Source organism: Flavobacterium sp. SM2513 (assembly GCF_050908145.1).
Classification (GTDB): Bacteria; Bacteroidota; Bacteroidia; order Flavobacteriales; family Flavobacteriaceae; genus Flavobacterium.
In genome coordinates, this window is record NZ_CP194228.1 from 2,033,967 (window position 1) to 2,052,481 (window position 18,515).

General features: G+C 34.9%; 11 protein-coding genes. 7 read left to right on the forward strand and 4 right to left on the reverse strand.

Features of this window, described 5'->3' with window-relative positions; translation table 11 throughout:
* Positions 1-18: 18 nt before the first annotated feature.
* From ACQ5J2_RS08465 to ACQ5J2_RS08475, 3 genes are all read left to right on the forward strand, one after another.
* Complete coding sequence (locus ACQ5J2_RS08465; RefSeq protein ID WP_432669975.1) at positions 19-1,779, forward strand: ABC transporter ATP-binding protein; 1,761 nt, start codon at positions 19-21, stop codon at positions 1,777-1,779.
* 158 nt (positions 1,780-1,937) lie between these two features.
* Positions 1,938-3,326 (forward strand): dihydrolipoyl dehydrogenase, encoded by a 1,389-nt coding sequence (lpdA, locus tag ACQ5J2_RS08470; protein WP_432669976.1) that lies wholly within the window; start codon positions 1,938-1,940, stop codon positions 3,324-3,326.
* 140 nt (positions 3,327-3,466) lie between these two features.
* Complete coding sequence (locus ACQ5J2_RS08475; protein WP_432669977.1) at positions 3,467-3,820, forward strand: hypothetical protein; 354 nt, start codon at positions 3,467-3,469, stop codon at positions 3,818-3,820.
* Between the two features lie 53 nt (positions 3,821-3,873).
* On the opposite strand, the gene ACQ5J2_RS08480 is transcribed toward ACQ5J2_RS08475, so the two are convergent.
* The gene (locus ACQ5J2_RS08480) at positions 3,874-4,488 is read right to left on the reverse strand and encodes a porin family protein (RefSeq protein WP_432669978.1); all 615 of its coding nucleotides are present in this window, start codon (positions 4,486-4,488) and stop codon (positions 3,874-3,876) included.
* Positions 4,489-4,752: 264 nt separating this feature from the next.
* Between ACQ5J2_RS08480 and gyrB the strand changes: the two genes are divergently transcribed.
* The 4 genes from gyrB to secDF all read left to right on the forward strand — a co-directional run bounded on the left by gyrB (position 4,753) and on the right by secDF (position 11,851).
* Positions 4,753-6,696: a DNA topoisomerase (ATP-hydrolyzing) subunit B gene (gene gyrB / locus ACQ5J2_RS08485; protein ID WP_432669979.1), complete on the forward strand. Its 1,944-nt coding sequence runs from the start codon at positions 4,753-4,755 to the stop codon at positions 6,694-6,696.
* The gene (locus ACQ5J2_RS08490) at positions 6,668-7,699 is read left to right on the forward strand and encodes a DUF6588 family protein (RefSeq protein ID WP_432669980.1); all 1,032 of its coding nucleotides are present in this window, start codon (positions 6,668-6,670) and stop codon (positions 7,697-7,699) included. Before gyrB ends, ACQ5J2_RS08490 begins: the two co-directional genes overlap by 29 nt.
* A 25-nt stretch (positions 7,700-7,724) precedes the next feature.
* Positions 7,725-8,660, forward strand: a complete 936-nt coding sequence (locus tag ACQ5J2_RS08495) for a malate dehydrogenase (RefSeq protein ID WP_432669981.1) — start codon at positions 7,725-7,727, stop codon at positions 8,658-8,660.
* A gap of 224 nt (positions 8,661-8,884) precedes the next feature.
* The gene (gene secDF, locus ACQ5J2_RS08500) at positions 8,885-11,851 is read left to right on the forward strand and encodes a protein translocase subunit SecDF (RefSeq protein ID WP_432669982.1); all 2,967 of its coding nucleotides are present in this window, start codon (positions 8,885-8,887) and stop codon (positions 11,849-11,851) included.
* A gap of 605 nt (positions 11,852-12,456) precedes the next feature.
* Here the strand turns inward: secDF and ACQ5J2_RS08505 are convergent.
* From ACQ5J2_RS08505 to ACQ5J2_RS08515, 3 genes are read right to left on the reverse strand one after another with little or no spacing between them, the layout of a single operon-like run.
* Positions 12,457-13,683, reverse strand: coding sequence for a sodium:proton antiporter (locus ACQ5J2_RS08505; RefSeq protein ID WP_432669983.1), 1,227 nt, complete (start codon positions 13,681-13,683; stop codon positions 12,457-12,459).
* A gap of 43 nt (positions 13,684-13,726) precedes the next feature.
* Positions 13,727-16,153, reverse strand: coding sequence for a T9SS type B sorting domain-containing protein (locus ACQ5J2_RS08510; protein ID WP_432669984.1), 2,427 nt, complete (start codon positions 16,151-16,153; stop codon positions 13,727-13,729).
* Positions 16,154-16,196: 43 nt separating this feature from the next.
* Positions 16,197-18,500, reverse strand: a complete 2,304-nt coding sequence (locus ACQ5J2_RS08515) for a choice-of-anchor L domain-containing protein (RefSeq protein WP_432669985.1) — start codon at positions 18,498-18,500, stop codon at positions 16,197-16,199.
* Positions 18,501-18,515: the final 15 nt, after the last annotated feature.

The window sequence follows — 18,515 nt, forward strand, 5'->3', positions numbered from 1 at the left end:
TAAAATTCACGATAAAAAATGAAAGCAAAAGCATTCGATACAAAAGTTTTTAAACGAATAATGGTTTATACAAAACCATACAAATGGCGATTTAACAGCGTTATTGTATGGGCAATTTCATTGTCTATTTTTGCAGCATTACGGCCTTATTTACTTAAGCAAACTGTTGACGGTTACATTCAAACCAATGATAGCAAAGGTTTACTTTTTTACATTATTTTGATGGGAAGTGTTTTGTTGCTGGAGGTTATTTCGCAGTTTTACTTTGTGTATTGGGCAAATTGGCTCGGACAAGATATTGTAAAAGACATTCGAACCAAATTGTTTAAACATATTTTGAGCTTTAGAATGAAATATTTTGACAATGCTCCAGTAGGTCAATTGGTAACACGTTCGGTTTCTGATATTGAAGCAATCGCACGAATTTTTAGTCAAGGATTATTCATGATTGTCAGCGATTTGATGAAAATGGTGGTGGTTCTGATTTTTATGTTTTACATGAACTGGCAATTAACGTGGATTGTTTTTGTGGCAATGCCGATTTTGGTAATTGCAACACGAGTTTTTCAACGAAAAATGCAAGTCGCGTTTCAAGAAGTTCGCGCTCAAATTTCTAATATGAATACCTTTGTTCAAGAACGCGTCACGGGAATGAAAATTGTGCAATTGTTTAACAGAGAAGATATTGAAGCAGAAAAATTCAGTCAGATAAATGACAAGCATAAGAAAGCATGGATTCAAACCGTTTGGTATAACTCTATATTTTTTCCCATCGCCGATATTATTTCATCATTGACATTAGGTATGGTGGTTTGGTACGGTGGAACTCGAATTTTAGGAGGGGATATGACTACCACATTCGGAGATTTATTTTCTTATACGATGTTTATCACGATGCTATTCAATCCTTTGCGTCAAATTGCCGATAAATTCAACGAGATGCAAATGGGAATGATTGCTGCAAATCGAGTATTTGATATTTTGGATACGCAAGACCAAATTCAAGACAAAGGAAATATTGTAGCTCCCGTTTTTAAAGGAGAAATTGAATTCAAAGACGTTCATTTTGGTTATTTAGAAAATGAAGAAGTAATTAAAGGCATTAATTTGAAAGTCAATCCGGGAGAAACAATTGCAATTGTGGGTTCAACAGGTGCTGGAAAATCAACGATTATCAACCTGTTAAATCGCTTTTATGAAATCAATAAAGGTAGTATTTGCATCGATGGTCAAGATATAAACAATTACACTTTAGATTCGCTTCGATTGCAAATTGCGGTAGTTTTACAAGACGTGTTTTTATTTGCAGATACAATTTACAATAATATCACACTCAATAATCCAGAAATCTCAAGGGACGAAGTAATTGCTGCTGCGAAAAATATTGGCGTGCATCAATTTATTATGAATTTGCCAAACGGTTATGATTATAATGTGAAAGAAAGAGGAGTGATGCTGTCGTCAGGTCAACGGCAATTGATTGCTTTTTTACGAGCTTACGTTAGTAACCCAAGTATTTTAATTTTAGACGAAGCGACTTCCTCAATTGATACGTATTCTGAAGAATTGATTCAAAGAGCAACAGAAACGGTTACTAAAGGTAGAACTTCAATCGTAATTGCCCATCGATTAGCAACCATTATCAACGCGGATAATATTATTGTAATGGACAAAGGTTTGATTGTTGAGCAAGGAAATCATCTTGACTTAGTACATCGTGAAAACGGATATTATAAACGATTGTATGATTCGCAGTTTTCGGTGGAGAAAATCGGATAGTTTATCGATAAGATTTTGTGCTAAAAATAAACAACTTTGAAGTTTTTCTAAAACAGAATAATTCCTTATTTTCGCTAACTGAAAAACAACAAGTTTTAAATATAAGAAAGACGCGTTTTGCAACTTTCTTTTTTATTAAATAGTAAACCAAAGAAAAAATGAAATACGATATTATTGTTTTAGGAAGTGGGCCAGGTGGTTATGTAACTGCAATTCGTGCTTCACAATTGGGTTTTAAAACCGCTGTAATCGAGAAAGAAAGTTTAGGTGGCGTTTGTTTAAATTGGGGTTGTATTCCAACAAAAGCATTATTGAAATCAGCTCAAGTTTTTGATTATTTAAAGCATGCTTCTGATTACGGATTGACTATTTCAGAATTCGACAAAGATTTTAGTGCCGTGGTGCAACGTTCTAGAGGTGTTGCTAACGGAATGAGTAAAGGAATTGAGTTTTTGATGAAGAAAAACAAAATTGACGTTATTCAAGGTACTGGAAAAATCAAAACCGGTAAGAAAATTGACGTTACTGATAAAGACGGAAAAACTACTGAATATTCAGGAGACCATATTATTATTGCTACTGGAGCACGTTCTCGCGAATTGCCAAGTTTGCCACAAGATGGTAAAAAAGTAATTGGTTACCGTCAAGCAATGACTTTAGCAGAACAGCCAAAATCGATGATTATCGTTGGTTCAGGAGCGATTGGAGTTGAGTTTGCGCATTTTTACAACTCTATGGGAACGGATGTTACTGTTGTTGAATTTATGCCAAATATCGTTCCAGTTGAAGACGAAGACATTTCAAAGCAAATGGAGCGTTCTATGAAGAAAGCGGGTGTAAAAATCATGACCAATTCTTCTGTTGAAAAAGTAGATACTTCGGGTTCTGGAGTAAAAGCTACTGTAAAAACAGCTAAAGGAGAAGAAATTCTTGAAGCTGATATTTTACTTTCTGCTGTCGGAATTAAATCAAATATTGAAAATATCGGTTTAGAAGAAGTTGGTATTAAAACGGATAAAGATAAAATTTTAGTAAACGATTTTTATGAAACTAATGTTTCCGGTTATTATGCAATCGGTGATGTAGTTCCTGGACAAGCTTTAGCTCACGTAGCTTCAGCTGAAGGAATTACTTGTGTAGAGAAAATTGCAGGAATGCATGTGGACCCAATTGATTACGGAAATATCCCAGGTTGTACGTATGCGACTCCTGAAATTGCTTCTGTAGGTTTGACTGAAAAACAAGCAAGAGAAAAAGGATACGATTTAAAAATTGGAAAATTCCCTTTTTCAGCTTCAGGAAAAGCAAGTGCTTCTGGTGCAAAAGATGGTTTTGTGAAAGTGATTTTTGATGCTAAATACGGCGAATGGTTAGGTTGTCACATGATTGGTGCTGGAGTAACCGATATGATTGCGGAAGCAGTTTTAGGACGTAAATTAGAAACTACAGGTCATGAAGTGCTGAAAACGATTCACCCACATCCAACAATGAGTGAGGCCGTTATGGAAGCCGTTGCTGCAGCTTATGACGAAGTGATTCACATTTAAAATCTTTTTGTTTATATTAAAAAGTCTGCTTTACGGCAGACTTTTTTTATTAAATCACGTAAGTAAATAAATGAATTATATAAGATGTTCCTCTTTCTTTTACGTAACTTTAAATAATTAATTTTTAAATCAAAATTGTTATGAATAATTCAGAAGATACTTCAAATAAAGAAAATAACGACGCATCAAAAGTGCCTGATTTCTTAAAATATCCACCTAGCGAAGATATTTACAGACAAGGTAAAAAAGAAGAGGAAATTGACCCAAGCGATTCTTCTAAAATGAAACAAACTATTAGTCAAAATATCGCTAATGAAAGAAACGAACTAGATTTTGAAACAGTAAAGACAGGGGAAGATTTAGATGTTCCTGGTTCAGAATTGGATGATAAAATGGAACAAGTAGGAAGTGAAGATGAGGAGAATAATTATTACAGTATTGGTGGTGATAACCACGAGGATTTAGAAGAGAATAAAGGAGAAAATGATTTATAAAAAAAATGCCGTTTGAATTTCAAACGGCATTTTTTATTTACGGAGAAAAAAAATTATTTCATCATGAAGTTCAAGCCAACATTAAAAGCATTACGACTTCCTGTGACTCTGTCTCCTAGGTTGTTTTTGAAAATATCTGAAAAACCACTTTGACCTTCATATTCAAAATAAACTCTTAATTTATCAGATACAGGAATTTTGACCCCAATTCCTAATGCCAGACCAAAATCGTTTGAATTAAATGCGTCACTAACATCTGTATTTTTAGCGCTTTCCTTTGCATTTAAAAGAAACCCTGCGTAAGGCCCAAAGTTACAGTACCAATTTTTCTTATTCCCAAAGTGCCAATTTGCCATTAGAGGAATTGTAAGGTAATTGAGGTTATAGTCCGCTCGAGAAACGCTAATCTCATCTTCGAAAGTACCATTATCCCAGCCTTTCTGGTCATAAATTAATTTTCCTTTGATGCTCCATCCGTCTGAGAAGTAATAATCTGAAGCGAAACCTGCGTTAAAACCTATTCCCGTATTTGCAGAAAAATTTCCCGCAGTAACAGTAGATGTATTTAACCCTATGTTGATTCCAAATTCAACATCGCCCTTAACTTGGGCTGAGGAAGTAAAGATAAATCCTAAAGCAAAAACAGCTGTAATAAATGTTTTTTTCATCGTATTTCGTTTAAAAAAGTGAACAAACATAATTAATATTTTAGTATTAATTTAAATATTTCATAAGAATTGTATTACAAATTAATTTGATGCTTCCAAAATTTTTAAATTAAGAAATCTAGTATCTGAAAAACTATAAAACTTGTAAGTTTTTAAGAACAAATGTTAATAACTTACTGCTTCAAAAAGCTTATTTAAGGTGATTTGTAGTGTTGTTTCCGTATATTTGTTCGTTAAACAAAATTATTCAGAAGAAGACTTAAGATGAGCGAAGAAATCAAGAAGGACAATTATTCAGCAGATAGTATTCAGGCGTTAGAAGGAATGGAGCATGTAAGAATGCGACCTTCGATGTATATTGGAGATGTAGGTGTTCGGGGACTACATCATTTAGTTTATGAAGTAGTTGATAACTCTATTGATGAGGCAATGGGTGGTCATTGTGATACCATTAGTGTAGATATAAATGAAGATGGTTCTATTTCAGTAGAAGATAATGGACGTGGTATTCCTGTAGGAATTCATAAAAAAGAAGGTGTTTCTGCTCTAGAAGTTGTAATGACTAAAATTGGAGCAGGAGGGAAGTTTGATAAAGATTCTTATAAAGTTTCTGGTGGACTTCATGGTGTCGGTGTTTCTGTAGTGAATGCGCTTTCAAAACATCTAACCGCCACTGTTCATAGTTCTGACGGAAATATATACGAACAAGAGTATGAAAAAGGTAAAGCACTTTATCCAGTAAAAAAAATTGGAGAAACGACTAAAAGAGGTACAATTGTAACCTTTTATCCAGACCCTACAATTTTCACGCAATCAATAGATTATTCGTACGATACTTTATCCGCTCGTATGCGGGAGTTATCTTATCTAAATAAAGGAATTACAATTACTTTTAAAGATAAACGTGAAGTCGATGAAAAAGGCGAAGTTAGAACAGAAGTTTTTCATTCTGATGAAGGTTTAAAAGAGTACATCCGATACTTAGATGGAAACCGTGAGCCAATTATTTCACATGTAATTTCAATGGACAATGAAAAAGGGGAAATACCTGTAGAAGTGGCCTTGATTTACAATACCAGTTACTCAGAAAATATTTTTTCTTACGTAAATAATATCAATACCCACGAAGGTGGAACGCACTTGCAAGGTTTCAGAACCGGTCTTACAAGGTCGTTGAAGAAATATGCAGATGCTTCCGGAATGTTGGATAAGTTGAAGTTTGATATTTCAGGAGATGATTTCCGTGAGGGTTTAACGGCTATTATTTCGGTGAAAGTTCAAGAACCACAATTTGAAGGGCAAACTAAAACAAAGTTAGGTAACAGAGAAGTTGTTTCTCCTGTAAGTCAAGCGGTTGGAGATATGATTGAAGCTTATTTGGAAGAAAATCCAAATGATGCTCGAATCATTGTTCAAAAAGTAATTCTAGCAGCTCAAGCGCGTCATGCGGCCAAAAAAGCACGTGAAATGGTGCAGCGTAAAACCGTAATGGGTGGTGGTGGATTGCCAGGAAAATTATCAGATTGTTCTGAACAAGATCCTGCAAAATGCGAGGTTTATCTTGTAGAGGGAGATTCGGCTGGAGGAACTGCTAAACAAGGTCGTGATAGAAACTTTCAAGCTATTTTGCCTTTACGAGGTAAAATTTTGAATGTGGAGAAAGCGATGCAGCACAAAGTTTTTGAAAATGAAGAGATTCGAAATATTTTCACAGCTTTAGGGGTTACGATTGGTACTGAAGAAGATAGCAAAGCATTAAATATTTCTAAATTGCGTTACCATAAAGTAATTATTATGTGTGATGCCGATGTCGATGGTAGCCATATTTCTACCTTAATATTAACGTTCTTTTTCCGTTTTATGCGCGAATTAATTGAAGAAGGACATGTTTTTATTGCCGCACCACCTCTTTATTTAGTTAAAAAAGGGAATAAAAAAGAATATGCTTGGAATGATACACAACGTGATCAAGCAAATGAAAGAATGGGAGGAAGCGCTGGTATTCAGCGTTATAAAGGTCTTGGAGAAATGAATGCAGAACAATTGTGGGAAACTACAATGGACCCTAATTTCAGAACACTTCGTCAGGTTACCATTGATAGTTTGGCAGAAGCCGATAGAGTTTTCTCTATGTTAATGGGTGATGAGGTTCCGCCTCGAAGAGAATTTATTGAAAAAAATGCAGTTTACGCTAATATCGATGCGTAAATTAGGCGTGGCAATAGGTTTAATAGGCATGCTTTTTTTAAGCAATTCTAAACTGATTGCGCAAGATGTAAGTATAGATCCTGCAATTGGTTTTCTAATACAAGATGCTATTTTTTTTACCGACCACTATGTTACACCTGCTACTGATGCTGCTGTTTATCAAGCAGCATCAAGTTGGGTTAATACACCCCAAAGTGCAAAATTGTGGGATTTCACTTTAGGAATCCACATGAATACATTTTTTGTTCCGAAATCAGATCGAACTTTTCGGCTTAATAATTCAGAATTAGGCTTTTTTCAAATAGAAGGGCAGGATTCTGCACTGATGTCCACAGCGATGGGTAGTAATGAATTTGTTACTTTAACGGGAACTTTAGGCGGAAGTCAAGTTAATCTTAAAAGCCCTGAGGGGATTAATAGAGAGGTAGTTGTTTACCCTTATATTCAAGGTTCTCTTGGTATTGGATTTGGAACCGAGGCAATCGCTAAATTTTCTTCTAAAGTTGATTTTAAAAAAGTGTCTTATCAAGTGTACGGTTTAGGCTTCAAGCATTCATTAAGCCAATATTTTAAAAAAATAGAAGCTAGAAATTTTTATATTTCCGCCTTAGTTGCTTATGCTCGAGAAGATTTAACAGTTAATTTTTTGGATGTCGAAACGGAATATGGAAATCTCGGTTTCAATGCTTTAAATAGTCTGATTGATACTTGGCAATTACAGATTAATGCTTCTAAAAAATGGAATAAATTTGAACTTTCTTCTGGTATTATTACAAATAAAAGTTCGTTCGAATATAAGGTAAAAGGGAAAAAAGGAGCAATTGAAGAAATATTGCCTTTACAAAACGTACTGAATGGTCAATTAAAATCAATTGCCGATAACAAATTTAACCTCATAGGTGAAGTTTCAGGTAGAGTAGAATTTAATCATTTTTTTATTCAAACTACGGTTGCTTTTGGTAAATTTGTAAATTCAAATATTGCACTGCAATATAAATTCTAATTATTAAATTTAAACACAACATAATATGAAAGTTACAATAGTTGGTGCTGGAAACGTTGGAGCATCTTGTGCAGATGTAATTTCTTACAGAGGAATTGCAAGTGAAGTAGTTTTATTAGATATCAAAGAAGGTTTTGCCGAAGGTAAGGCGATGGATATCATGCAATGTGCTTCAAATACAGGATTTAATACACAACTTTCGGGAGTTACAAATGATTATACTAAAACTGCAAACAGTGATGTTGTGGTTATAACATCGGGAATTCCAAGAAAACCAGGAATGACTCGTGAGGAATTAATCGGTATTAATGCAGGAATTGTAAAATCGGTATCAGAAAATATTTTAGTAAACTCTCCAAATGCAATTATAGTGGTGGTTTCGAATCCGATGGATACTATGACGTATCTGGCTTTGAAAGCTACGGGTTTGCCAAAAAACAGAATCATCGGAATGGGTGGGGCTTTAGATAGTTCACGTTTTAGATATTACTTGTCAAAAGCTCTTAATAAACCTCAAGGTGATGTTTCAGCAATGGTTATTGGTGGACACGGAGATACTACAATGATTCCTTTAACTCGCTTAGCTTCTTACAACGGAATTCCGGTTTCTGAATTTTTATCACAGGAACAATTAGATAAAGTTGCCGCTGACACAATGGTTGGTGGAGCTACATTAACAGGTTTGTTAGGTACATCGGCTTGGTATGCTCCTGGAGCTTCTGTAGCGTATTTAGTCGACAGTATTTTGAACAATCAGAAGAAAATGATTGCTTGTTCTGTATTTCTAGAAGGTGAATATGGAGAAAGTGATATTTGTATCGGAGTTCCTTGTATTATCGGACGAAATGGTGTGGAAGAAATCGTTGATATTACATTAAATGATGCTGAAAAAGCGAAGTTTGCTAAAAGTGCAGTTGCTGTAAGAAGTATGAATGCAGAACTAAATGCAAATCTAAAATAGTTTTACAATACAGATATATAAGAGAGACTGCATCATTTGCAGTCTTTTTTTTAAGATTAATTAAGAAATAAATTGGTTAATCTTTATCTAAATTATATATTTGCTCGTTTTAAAAATAGCAGTGGCATTTGAGTTTAAGGTATTTTAATTAATCTTTAAATTTAAATGTGAATTTATTATTAAAAAAACCAAAAGACAATAAAATTAATTAATTATTAGTAATAATGCAGAATAGAGGACTTATTAAATTTTTTGCAATTTTGTTTGCATTGGTAAGTATTTACCAACTTTCTTTCACATTTGTGGCAAGTAGTGTTGAAAGCAAAGCAAAAGCGTATGCAAATGGAGACAGTGACAAAGAAAAAGCTTATTTAGATTCCATTGGTAAACAAGATGTTTTTCTTGGAATGTTTACTTACGATGAAGTAAAAGATAAGAAAATCAACAAGGGATTAGATTTAGAAGGTGGAATCAACGTTATCCTTCAAATCTCGGTTAAAGATGTTTTAAAAGGATTGGCTAATAATTCTAAAGACCCAATCTTTAACAAATCTTTGGATGATGCAACTAAAAATCTACAAGGAAATCAGACTTACATTGATGCATTCTTTATTGCATTTAACGAAAATTCTCAAGGTAAAACTAAATTAGCTTCACCAGATATTTTTGCTAATAAGAACTTACAAGGTGCAGACGGAGTCAACTTTAAAATGACTGATGCTGAAACGGAAGAAGTAATCAGAAGAAAAGTAGATGAATCTGTTGATAGTGCCTTCTTAGTTTTGAGAAAACGTATTGACAAATTTGGTGTTACACAACCTAATATTCAAAAATTAGGAGAAACAGGTCGTATCTTAGTTGAACTTCCTGGGGCTAAAGATGTAGATCGTATTAAAAAATTATTATCAAGTACCGCTCAGTTAGAGTTTTGGGAAACGTATAAGTTAGAGGAAATGGGACCGTTTTTAGGAGCGGCAAATTCAGCTTTACAGTTAACTGAAGCTTCTAAAACAGCAGTAGCTCCAGTTGTAAAAGACACTTTAGCTTCTTTGTTAACTGACGCTGATTCTTCGGCTACAGCTAAAGGGAACAATCCAATATTTGATAAAATTATCAGTCAAGGTGGTGGTGGTGTTTTAGCGATGTTTTCGCCTAAAGATACTGCAGCAATGAATGGGTACTTGAAACGTCAGGATATTCGTAATTTATTGCAAGGTGATCAACGTTACGCAAGATTTGTTTGGGGTAAACCAGAAATGCTTAAAGACGACAAAGGTTTAGAAACAGAATCATTGTCACTTTATGCTTTAAAAGGAAATAGAGACAATGTAGCTCCAATGAGCGGTGGTGTTATTACAGAAGCTAGAGACGAATTTGATTCAATGGGTAAACCAAGTGTTTCGATGCAAATGAATGGTGCTGGAGCAAAAACTTGGGAAGAGTTAACAGGAAACGCTTACAGAGAACAAAGAAATATTGCTATTGTATTAGATGATGTAGTTTATTCTGCACCTGGAGTTACAACTGGTGCTATTGCCGGAGGAAATTCTCAAATTTCAGGAGCTTTTACAGTTTCAGAAACAAAAGATTTAGCAAACGTTTTGAAAGCAGGTAAATTACCAGCTGCTGCAGATATTATTCAATCAGAAGTAGTAGGACCATCCCTTGGTCAAGAAGCTATTGATAGTGGAATTAATTCGGCTTTATTAGGATTGTTATTGGTTTCCATTTGGATGATGATTTACTACGGTAAAGCAGGTCTTTATGCTAATATTGCTTTAGCAGTCAACTTGTTATTTCTTTTTGGGGTACTTGCTAGTTTTGGTTTTGTATTAACTTTACCAGGTATTGCAGGTATTGTATTAACAATGGGTACCGCTGTCGATGCGAATATTATTATATTTGAAAGAGCTAAAGAAGAGTTGCGTCTAGGTAAAACTTTAGATGTTGCCATTAATGAATCATACAGCTGGACTGGTGCGATGCGTTCTATCGTGGATGCAAACGTTACGCATATTTTAACAGGTATCATTTTATTTATATTTGGTACAGGTCCAATTCAAGGTTTTGCACTTACTTTATTAATTGGTATTTTCACTTCATTATTTACAGCTCTTTTTATTACTAGAATTTTATTAGACTGGAGTGCTTTCAAAAATCATACACTGACTTTTGTAACTGGATTTTCTAAAAACTTGTTTACTAACTTTAACTTTGACTTTTTAGGATTCAAGAAGTATACCTATATCATTTCGTCAATCATTGTAATCGGAAGTATTGTTGCATTGATGACAAATGGCTTGAACCAAGGTGTAGATTTCGTAGGTGGAAGAACATTCCAAGTTCGTTTTGATAAAACAATTTCTACTGATGAAGTAAAAAAGGATTTGAACGATGCGTTTGACGGTAGTGTTGAAGCTAAAATTTTTGGTAACGACAACCAACTTAAAATTACAACAAAATTTAAAGTAGAGGAAAACGGTGTAGAAGCAGACAAAGAAGTGAATACTTTATTGTTTGAAGGTTTGAAAAAACACTATGCGGCAGACATGACTTATGACAAATTTGTAAATGCTTATGATGGTAAAACAGTAGGTGTCTTACAAGCGTCAAAAGTAGGGCCAACGGTTGCTGAAGATATTAAAACTAATTCCTATTGGGCTGTTTTAGGTGCAATGGCAGTGGTATTTTTATATTTAACAATCAGTTTCCGTAAATGGCAATACAGTCTTGGTGCTGTTGCTGCAGTAGCACACGATGTTATTTTTGTACTAGGTGTTTATGCAATTATGTGGAAATGGGCTCCGTTTGGTATGGAGATTGACCAGCACTTTATAGCGGCAATTCTTACAGTAATTGGTTACTCATTAAATGATACCGTTATTGTATTTGACCGTGTTCGTGAATACCTAGGAGGTAAAACTACAGGTACATTTAACGAGATTGTGAACCGTTCGGTTAACTCTACAATGGGTAGAACAATTAATACTTCGGTTACTATTATTGTAGTGTTAGTGATTATGTTCATCTTTGGTGGTGAGTCTATTCGTGGATTTATCTTCGCCATGTTGATTGGTATGATTATCGGTACTTATTCTTCCTTGTTTATTGCTACACCAGTATTGGTTGATACAATTTCAAAATCGGAACACAAACGTATTGAAGACTTACACAACAATCCAGTTGAATAATATTCTATTCAATTAAAATTGATATTCATAAGAAGACCTGAAGTAATTCAGGTCTTTTTTTTGTAGCTTATTTTCAGGCAATCGAGTGGAGTGGAAATCGATTTGAGAGTATAGTTGTAGAAATTAATTTGTAATGTTTGTTCATTAACTGACGCTTGTCTTGAAAGTAGAAACTTGTTTTTTTTATTCATATAATAAAACTGATTTGCTTTTGTCAAATTTAGCAGTCTATCACAATGATTTTATAATGTACCAAGTGCATAGTTCCCTGTACCGATAACAATTCACAGCATATATACTAAAATTTTAAATGTACTTAAGTAATCTTATAAAAAAATCAATTTTGGAAGGGAAAAACCCTAGTAGTATAGGAGAAAACCCCAGCTGATTTAATGAAAACCCCAGCTAAGTTAAAAGAAACCCTTACTAGGTTGGAATAAACGCTAACTGACTTGGTAAAGACCCTAACTAGAATTGAGGAGACCCTCGTTGTATTGGTAAAAACCCTAAGCAGGCATGGTTAAACCCTAACTATGCCAAGAAAAACCCCAATAAAATTAGTTATAATTCTGTTGGGGTTTGAAATTTTGAAATAGGAAGAAGATTTATTGAGCATTTACGTCTTCCATCTTTTCTTTATTTTTGTTAAACATCAGTCCGAGCATCATTACTAATGCTGTTAATATAATTACTTGTAAAATCAGTGAATTATTCACTAATGGTGATACTTGACTTAATGGGATTGACAAGAACAGTAGAATCGTGATAAGGCCTCGTGGTGCAATGTATAGCAATGGACTGATAGATATTTTGAACAATTTGAGCAAAATAAATCGAGTAAGGAAAATACCCGCGGTAATTCCTAACGCCCAGAGAATGGTGTCGGTGTTTATGATTTCGGCAGTTTCAATAAGGAAACCAAAGAGTAAAAAGAATAAGGCTCGCACTAAAAATGCCATTTCAGCTGTTAAGTCTTTGAATTTATGCACCTCATTATTTAATATTTCAGGACGCAAGCGTTGGATGAATTTGATGTGTTTTAGTTCATCTAAATTTCCAAGGAATATCCCGAACAGAAGAATGAAGATTAATGCCGGAAGATGGTAAATTTTGGATATTTCATAGATTAAAATTACCAATAAAATAATTGGTGCAAACTTTACTGAATGTTTGATTTTGCTCAAAAGAAAGGCTAAACCTAAGGTAGCAATAAAAGAAATAATGATTATAAGTACAATTTGCAATAGAAATATACTTATAGATTCAAAACTAAAATAGTCATTGAAGACTACGAAATTAAAAAAGATTACTCCGAAAATATCGGATAAACTACTTTCATAAGTAATAAATTCTTTATTTCTGGAAATTAAATTTTGAGCACTCGGAATAGCAATTGAACTACTAATTACTGCTAAAGGAATTGCATTAGACAGTGCTGATTTAAAATTTAATCCGCTGTAGTAATGAATGATTGCTGCTAAACTGAAACTTATTACAATTATGGGAATAAAGGCTACTAACGAAGATTTCCGCACGAAGGGTATTTTAGAACGCGTTAATTCTAGTTCCAAAGAGCCTTCTAATACAATTAAAATCAGTCCGATAGTTCCCAAAATGGGTAATACAGAAGTTAGATTAGGAATTTCAATGTTAAAGAAAGTAGACACTTGCTTCACACCCCAGCCTAAAAATAACAGCAATATTACTGATGGTATTTTTGTTCTTGCAGAACTTATATCAAATATATAAGCGAAAAGTAGTAACGAAACAATAGAAATTATGATGGATGTAGTCATATAAAAATCGGTTGGATTCATTAAAAATGGCTTCATTTATTGAAGCCATCCTTAATTTATCGAAATATAAAACTTTTTTTTATCTTTTTAAAGAAAAATGACCTCTAACCGTTCGTCCATCTTCTAATTTTATTACATACCAATAGTCATCAGCTGGAAGAGGAGCGTTGTTATAAGTTCCGTCCCACCCGTCGTCTAAGGCAAATATCTTGCGTATAAATTTTCCATAACGGTCGTAAACTGTTGTTACGGTGGAAGGGCTGAAAAATTGACTGATACCAGCAATTTTCCAAGTGTCGTTGTAGCCGTCGCCGTTAGGGGTAAAAAATCTTGGAGCACCTACGATTGCCACCAATTGTTCTACGGTTCCGCAACCATTCAAGTCTTTTACAAAAACGGTGTGAAATCCGGGAGTGATGTTGTCAAAGAAATTTGAGGTTTGATAAAAACCATCTTCGTAATCTAAGGCATACACAAAATCTCCAATACTTGCTGGATTTAAAATGACGGTGATACTGTTTTTTGTAGATGTTATGTCTTCTACAATGATGTCGTCAATAATGGCGTTACTCGAATTAGAAACAAGAATCTCGCGTGTCTTAGTACATCCTTCAGCATTGGTTACAATAACTGAATAAGTTCCGGGTTGATTGACTTGGATGCTATAGGTCGTTTGAGGTAAGGCTACGTTATCTTTAAACCATTCGTACGTAAAATTAGCAGGATTTCCTTCTAGAAGGCGAGGGTCAAGTGAGATGTACATTACAGGAAGATTCTCACAAACATAATAGTCTTTTTCTAATGTTGTCAAAATATTCGGAAGACGATTTACTTTAAGCGCTAATGTTCCAATGCCATTACAGCTGTTTTGCTCTTCAATTCTGAAATAAATAGTGGCATCGTAGGCTGTTAGATTTGTATAGTCATTGGTATTTACTATTTCATTTTCTTCTAATAAAGCATCGTTCAAGGTTTCGTAATACCGCACTGTTTGTGTTGGCGTCAAAATTAAATCGGCATTCGCCAAATCAAAAGAACTAAAGCCATCTTCGCTACTTTCATCATCGCAAACGGGCGGAATAGTAACTGTAGGGTTCACTAAATTAACATTCAAAGTAACTATACTTGTACTTTCGCAACCTGTAGTGGTATTCGTTACTATCGCATTAATTTGTTGTGGGTTTGAAATGTTTGTATAATTAGCATCAATCAAATTTCCGTTAAAGAAGAATGCAACCGTTAAATTCACATCGTCATTTGTCAGTTCAGAAACGGCTTCGTTTAGATTGAATAATGTGATTCCGTCTGGATTAAATCCTGGGTCGCATTGTACTAGCGTTGTATTTATTACGGCTGGAAGCGGATTTACGGTTAATGTGATTTCTTGAATTCTAAAACAACCATCAGCATCTGTAACCTTGATAAATGCCGTTTCCTGATTTGGAATTGTATTGGTGTAATTGGTGGGATAAGCACTCGTGTTGCTAAGTGCATTTGCATTTGATGCATAATAATTTATTGTAAAATTTGTTAAGTCTTGACCTTGCATTAGAGCAATTGAAGCTTGATTCAAATTGAAAGTAGCGCGTCCGTTTGTGCTGTTTCCATCTATGTTATTGTCGCAAATGGCATAATCAGTACCCGGAATAATTACTGAATTAATAACTTCAATTTGAAAATCTGTTGTATTAAAACAGCCTGAATTGGTATCGGTAATTCGGGTATAAATTGTTTGCGGATTCTGCGTATTGATAAAAGCGGCTGTATTGGCAATAGGGTTAAGTCCCGTTAATACGTCATTAGAATTTAAATGATAGGTTACTGCAACATTCGTTTGCGAACCAGTTATTATAGGAGTATTTTGTGCTAAATTAAATGCGGTCTTTTGATCGGCCACGCCATCACTGTCACACTCTTCAATATTAATTGCAGTTCCGTTAGGGATATCAAAAACGGGAGGTTCCGTAAAAGTAGCTGTTCCTGTCCAAGTTAATGAAAAGTTGCTTGTGCCAATTGGTCTATCAATTACTAAAAAATACGAATCGCCATTATTAACGGTGAGCCACTCTACGAAATTATTTCCATCGGCTCCAGGCCCCTCTGTAGGAAGTGTTTCCGTTCCATTCATTCCTGTAGTGTTACTGGTAGAGCCAGCGGCTTGTGGGTTTGTAGTGCTGCAACGAATTGCTTGACCAATATTGCCACAAGTTACATTTGGACCAAAAATAAAAAAGTCAAAATCAACACCAATGTTCGAACTTTCAGGCGTTAAAGTAAAACCCAAAGTGCCTCCTTGATTTATAGAAATTTTGAGCCAAATACTGTTATTTTCTTGTCCATTACAAACATTGCCACTTATTTCTTGGATTCCCATTCCAGTGGCACTTAATCCGCTAAAACCCGTATTTCCGCAAACTACTAAAGCATCGGAACAATCGTTTTGACTGAAGGAAGGAGTGATAAAGAATATAAAAAAGAGTAATATGAGGTAACGAAAATGGGTCATTTTGATAATTTTTTCAAATGTATTGCAAAGATTTAAATTACTATTACCTTTTTAAAGAAAAGTGTCCTTTTATCACACGTTTGTTTTCTAATGTAATAGTAAACCAGTAGTCCGATGAAGGCAGTGGATAAGAATTGAACGTACCGTCCCAACCGTCGTTATCGCCTGTTCCGCTGAAAACTAGTTTTCCGTAGCGATCAAAGACATTTACTTTAGCAAAGCGATTTTGTTTTTGTAAGTATTCTATTTTCCAAACATCGTTGTAGCCATCTCCGTTGGGTGTGAAGAATTTAGGGTAATCCAATACAAAAATTTCCTTAGTTGTTTTTCCACATTCGTTTTTGTCACGAACTTGTACGTCGTAGAAACCTGATCTGACACCATAAAACGTTGGGTCGTCTTGAAAAGAAGTACCGTTTAAGGAGAATTCATAATCGCCAGGGCCTGTAAATTCAATAGTTACCGCATTGTTTCCTCCTTCAAAATCTAAAATAGTAACTCCTGTAATGGTGGCTACTCCAGATGGATTGACAATAAAATTTTTAGAATCGCTACAGCCGTTTGTATCGGTAACAGTGACGGTGTATGTTCCTGCAGTTGTTACTGTAATTGTATTCGTTGTACTTGCAATTGCATCATTCCATAGATAGGTTTGAAAACTGGGGGAAACTGAAAGTTGCAGTGTACTCAGTCCTTCGCATATAATTAGTTCTTCGTCGTCAAAATTGGGAACTTCAAGGTAATTTACAACTAAAGTTATGGGAATTATTCCAAAACAATCGGGCCCGTTGGTTATTCTTGCCCAAATTGTTTGCTGTGCTGGAGTTGAATTGGTGTAGGAATTCGGCAATGGATTTGTAGAACTCAACGCATTTTCAACAGTAGTAAAATAAGCTACGTTTAAACCTGCCGGAAGTCCGTTTAGAATTTCAGGAGAAACTTCGGTGGTCAAATTAAATTGTCGAATTCCGTCTTTTATTCCATCTTCGTCACAAAATGTAATTGGAGTTGGTGGATTGGGATTTTGATTTGAAATGGTTAGCGTAATAGGAACTATTTCAGAACAATTGGTTCCGTTTGTAACTTTGGCATAAACAGTTGTGGCTGAAGAAGTAAATAGAGTAGGGTTGTCAATTTGAATTGTAGCTAAACTGTCTTCGAAATATTCTACGGATTGGATGGAAGTATCAGAAGCAATAACGGTTGATGTGATTTGAGTTAAGTTAAATCTGGTAATTCCATTTCCGTCAGGGTCACATTGCACAATAGTTGCAGGACTTGGCGTAAGTTGAGCCGCATATTGAATTTGAATTTCGCCCGTAGAAATACATCCAGTAGAACCTAAATTAATTTCGACAGAGAAAACGCCGCTTTCCGTAACGTTGAATGTTGAATTAGTAGCTCCGTTAATTAAGTTTCCGTTTTTAAACCATTGATAGGTATTTGTTCCTGGTTCTGTAGCGTCTAACTCAAGAGTTGTTTGAAAACAAAGCGGATTATTCGTTGCAAATAACTTGTCATCTCCCAAATCTTTTTCAATTTTGAAACTTCCCCCACCTAAAAATATTGCAGAATCGTATTGTCTGTTTCCTTGATCGGCTACCACTAATTTGATGTGATACACAAATCCAGGTTCAACTGTGGATTGTGCAGTCATAATTTTTGTCTGTCCATTATAATTTGTGGGATGGTCTGATGTATTAAATGCGTCAAAATATTGCTCGTTAGCTGGCGGACAAATAGTTCCTGGACCTCTTACGGTATTTACACGAACTGGTACATCTGTTCCTGGTACAACCGCAAGATTGGTATACGGATCTGTACTTCCTGCTTTTTTTAGTAAAAAAACAAATCCATCGGTAAAACCGCACTGGTTTTGACTGGGGTTCAAAAGGTATTGTTCAGAAGAAAAAATATAGTCAAAACTGATTTTATCAGACAAGGGTAAAAAGTCGAACTCTAAAACTGTAGCGTTGATAGATGAATTTTGAGAAATATTTAAAGCTTGTTCCAAATCTTGGTCGCCACCCCATTCGTCTGGACCTTCACTTATAATTGATGTGTTTGGGCCAGTTGCTGATGTCGCTTTACCAGTGGTGAGAACTACACCATCGGCAAAAGGAAAAGCGCTTCCTCCAGAAGTAAACTTTCCAAAGCTCTTCCCATCCGTAAAATCCCAAGTGGTTACAGAAACATTTGAAATGGAGGCACACGGATTGTTGATTAAAATGTTTTCAACGAGCTGGGTGGGTGTCAAAGTCTCGTCGATTGTAATGTATTGTGCTGTACTAATCGTTTGAAAACCTAGCAAAAACAGTAAAAGAGCGGTAAATTTGATTCCTTTCATATCGGTGGCAAAGAT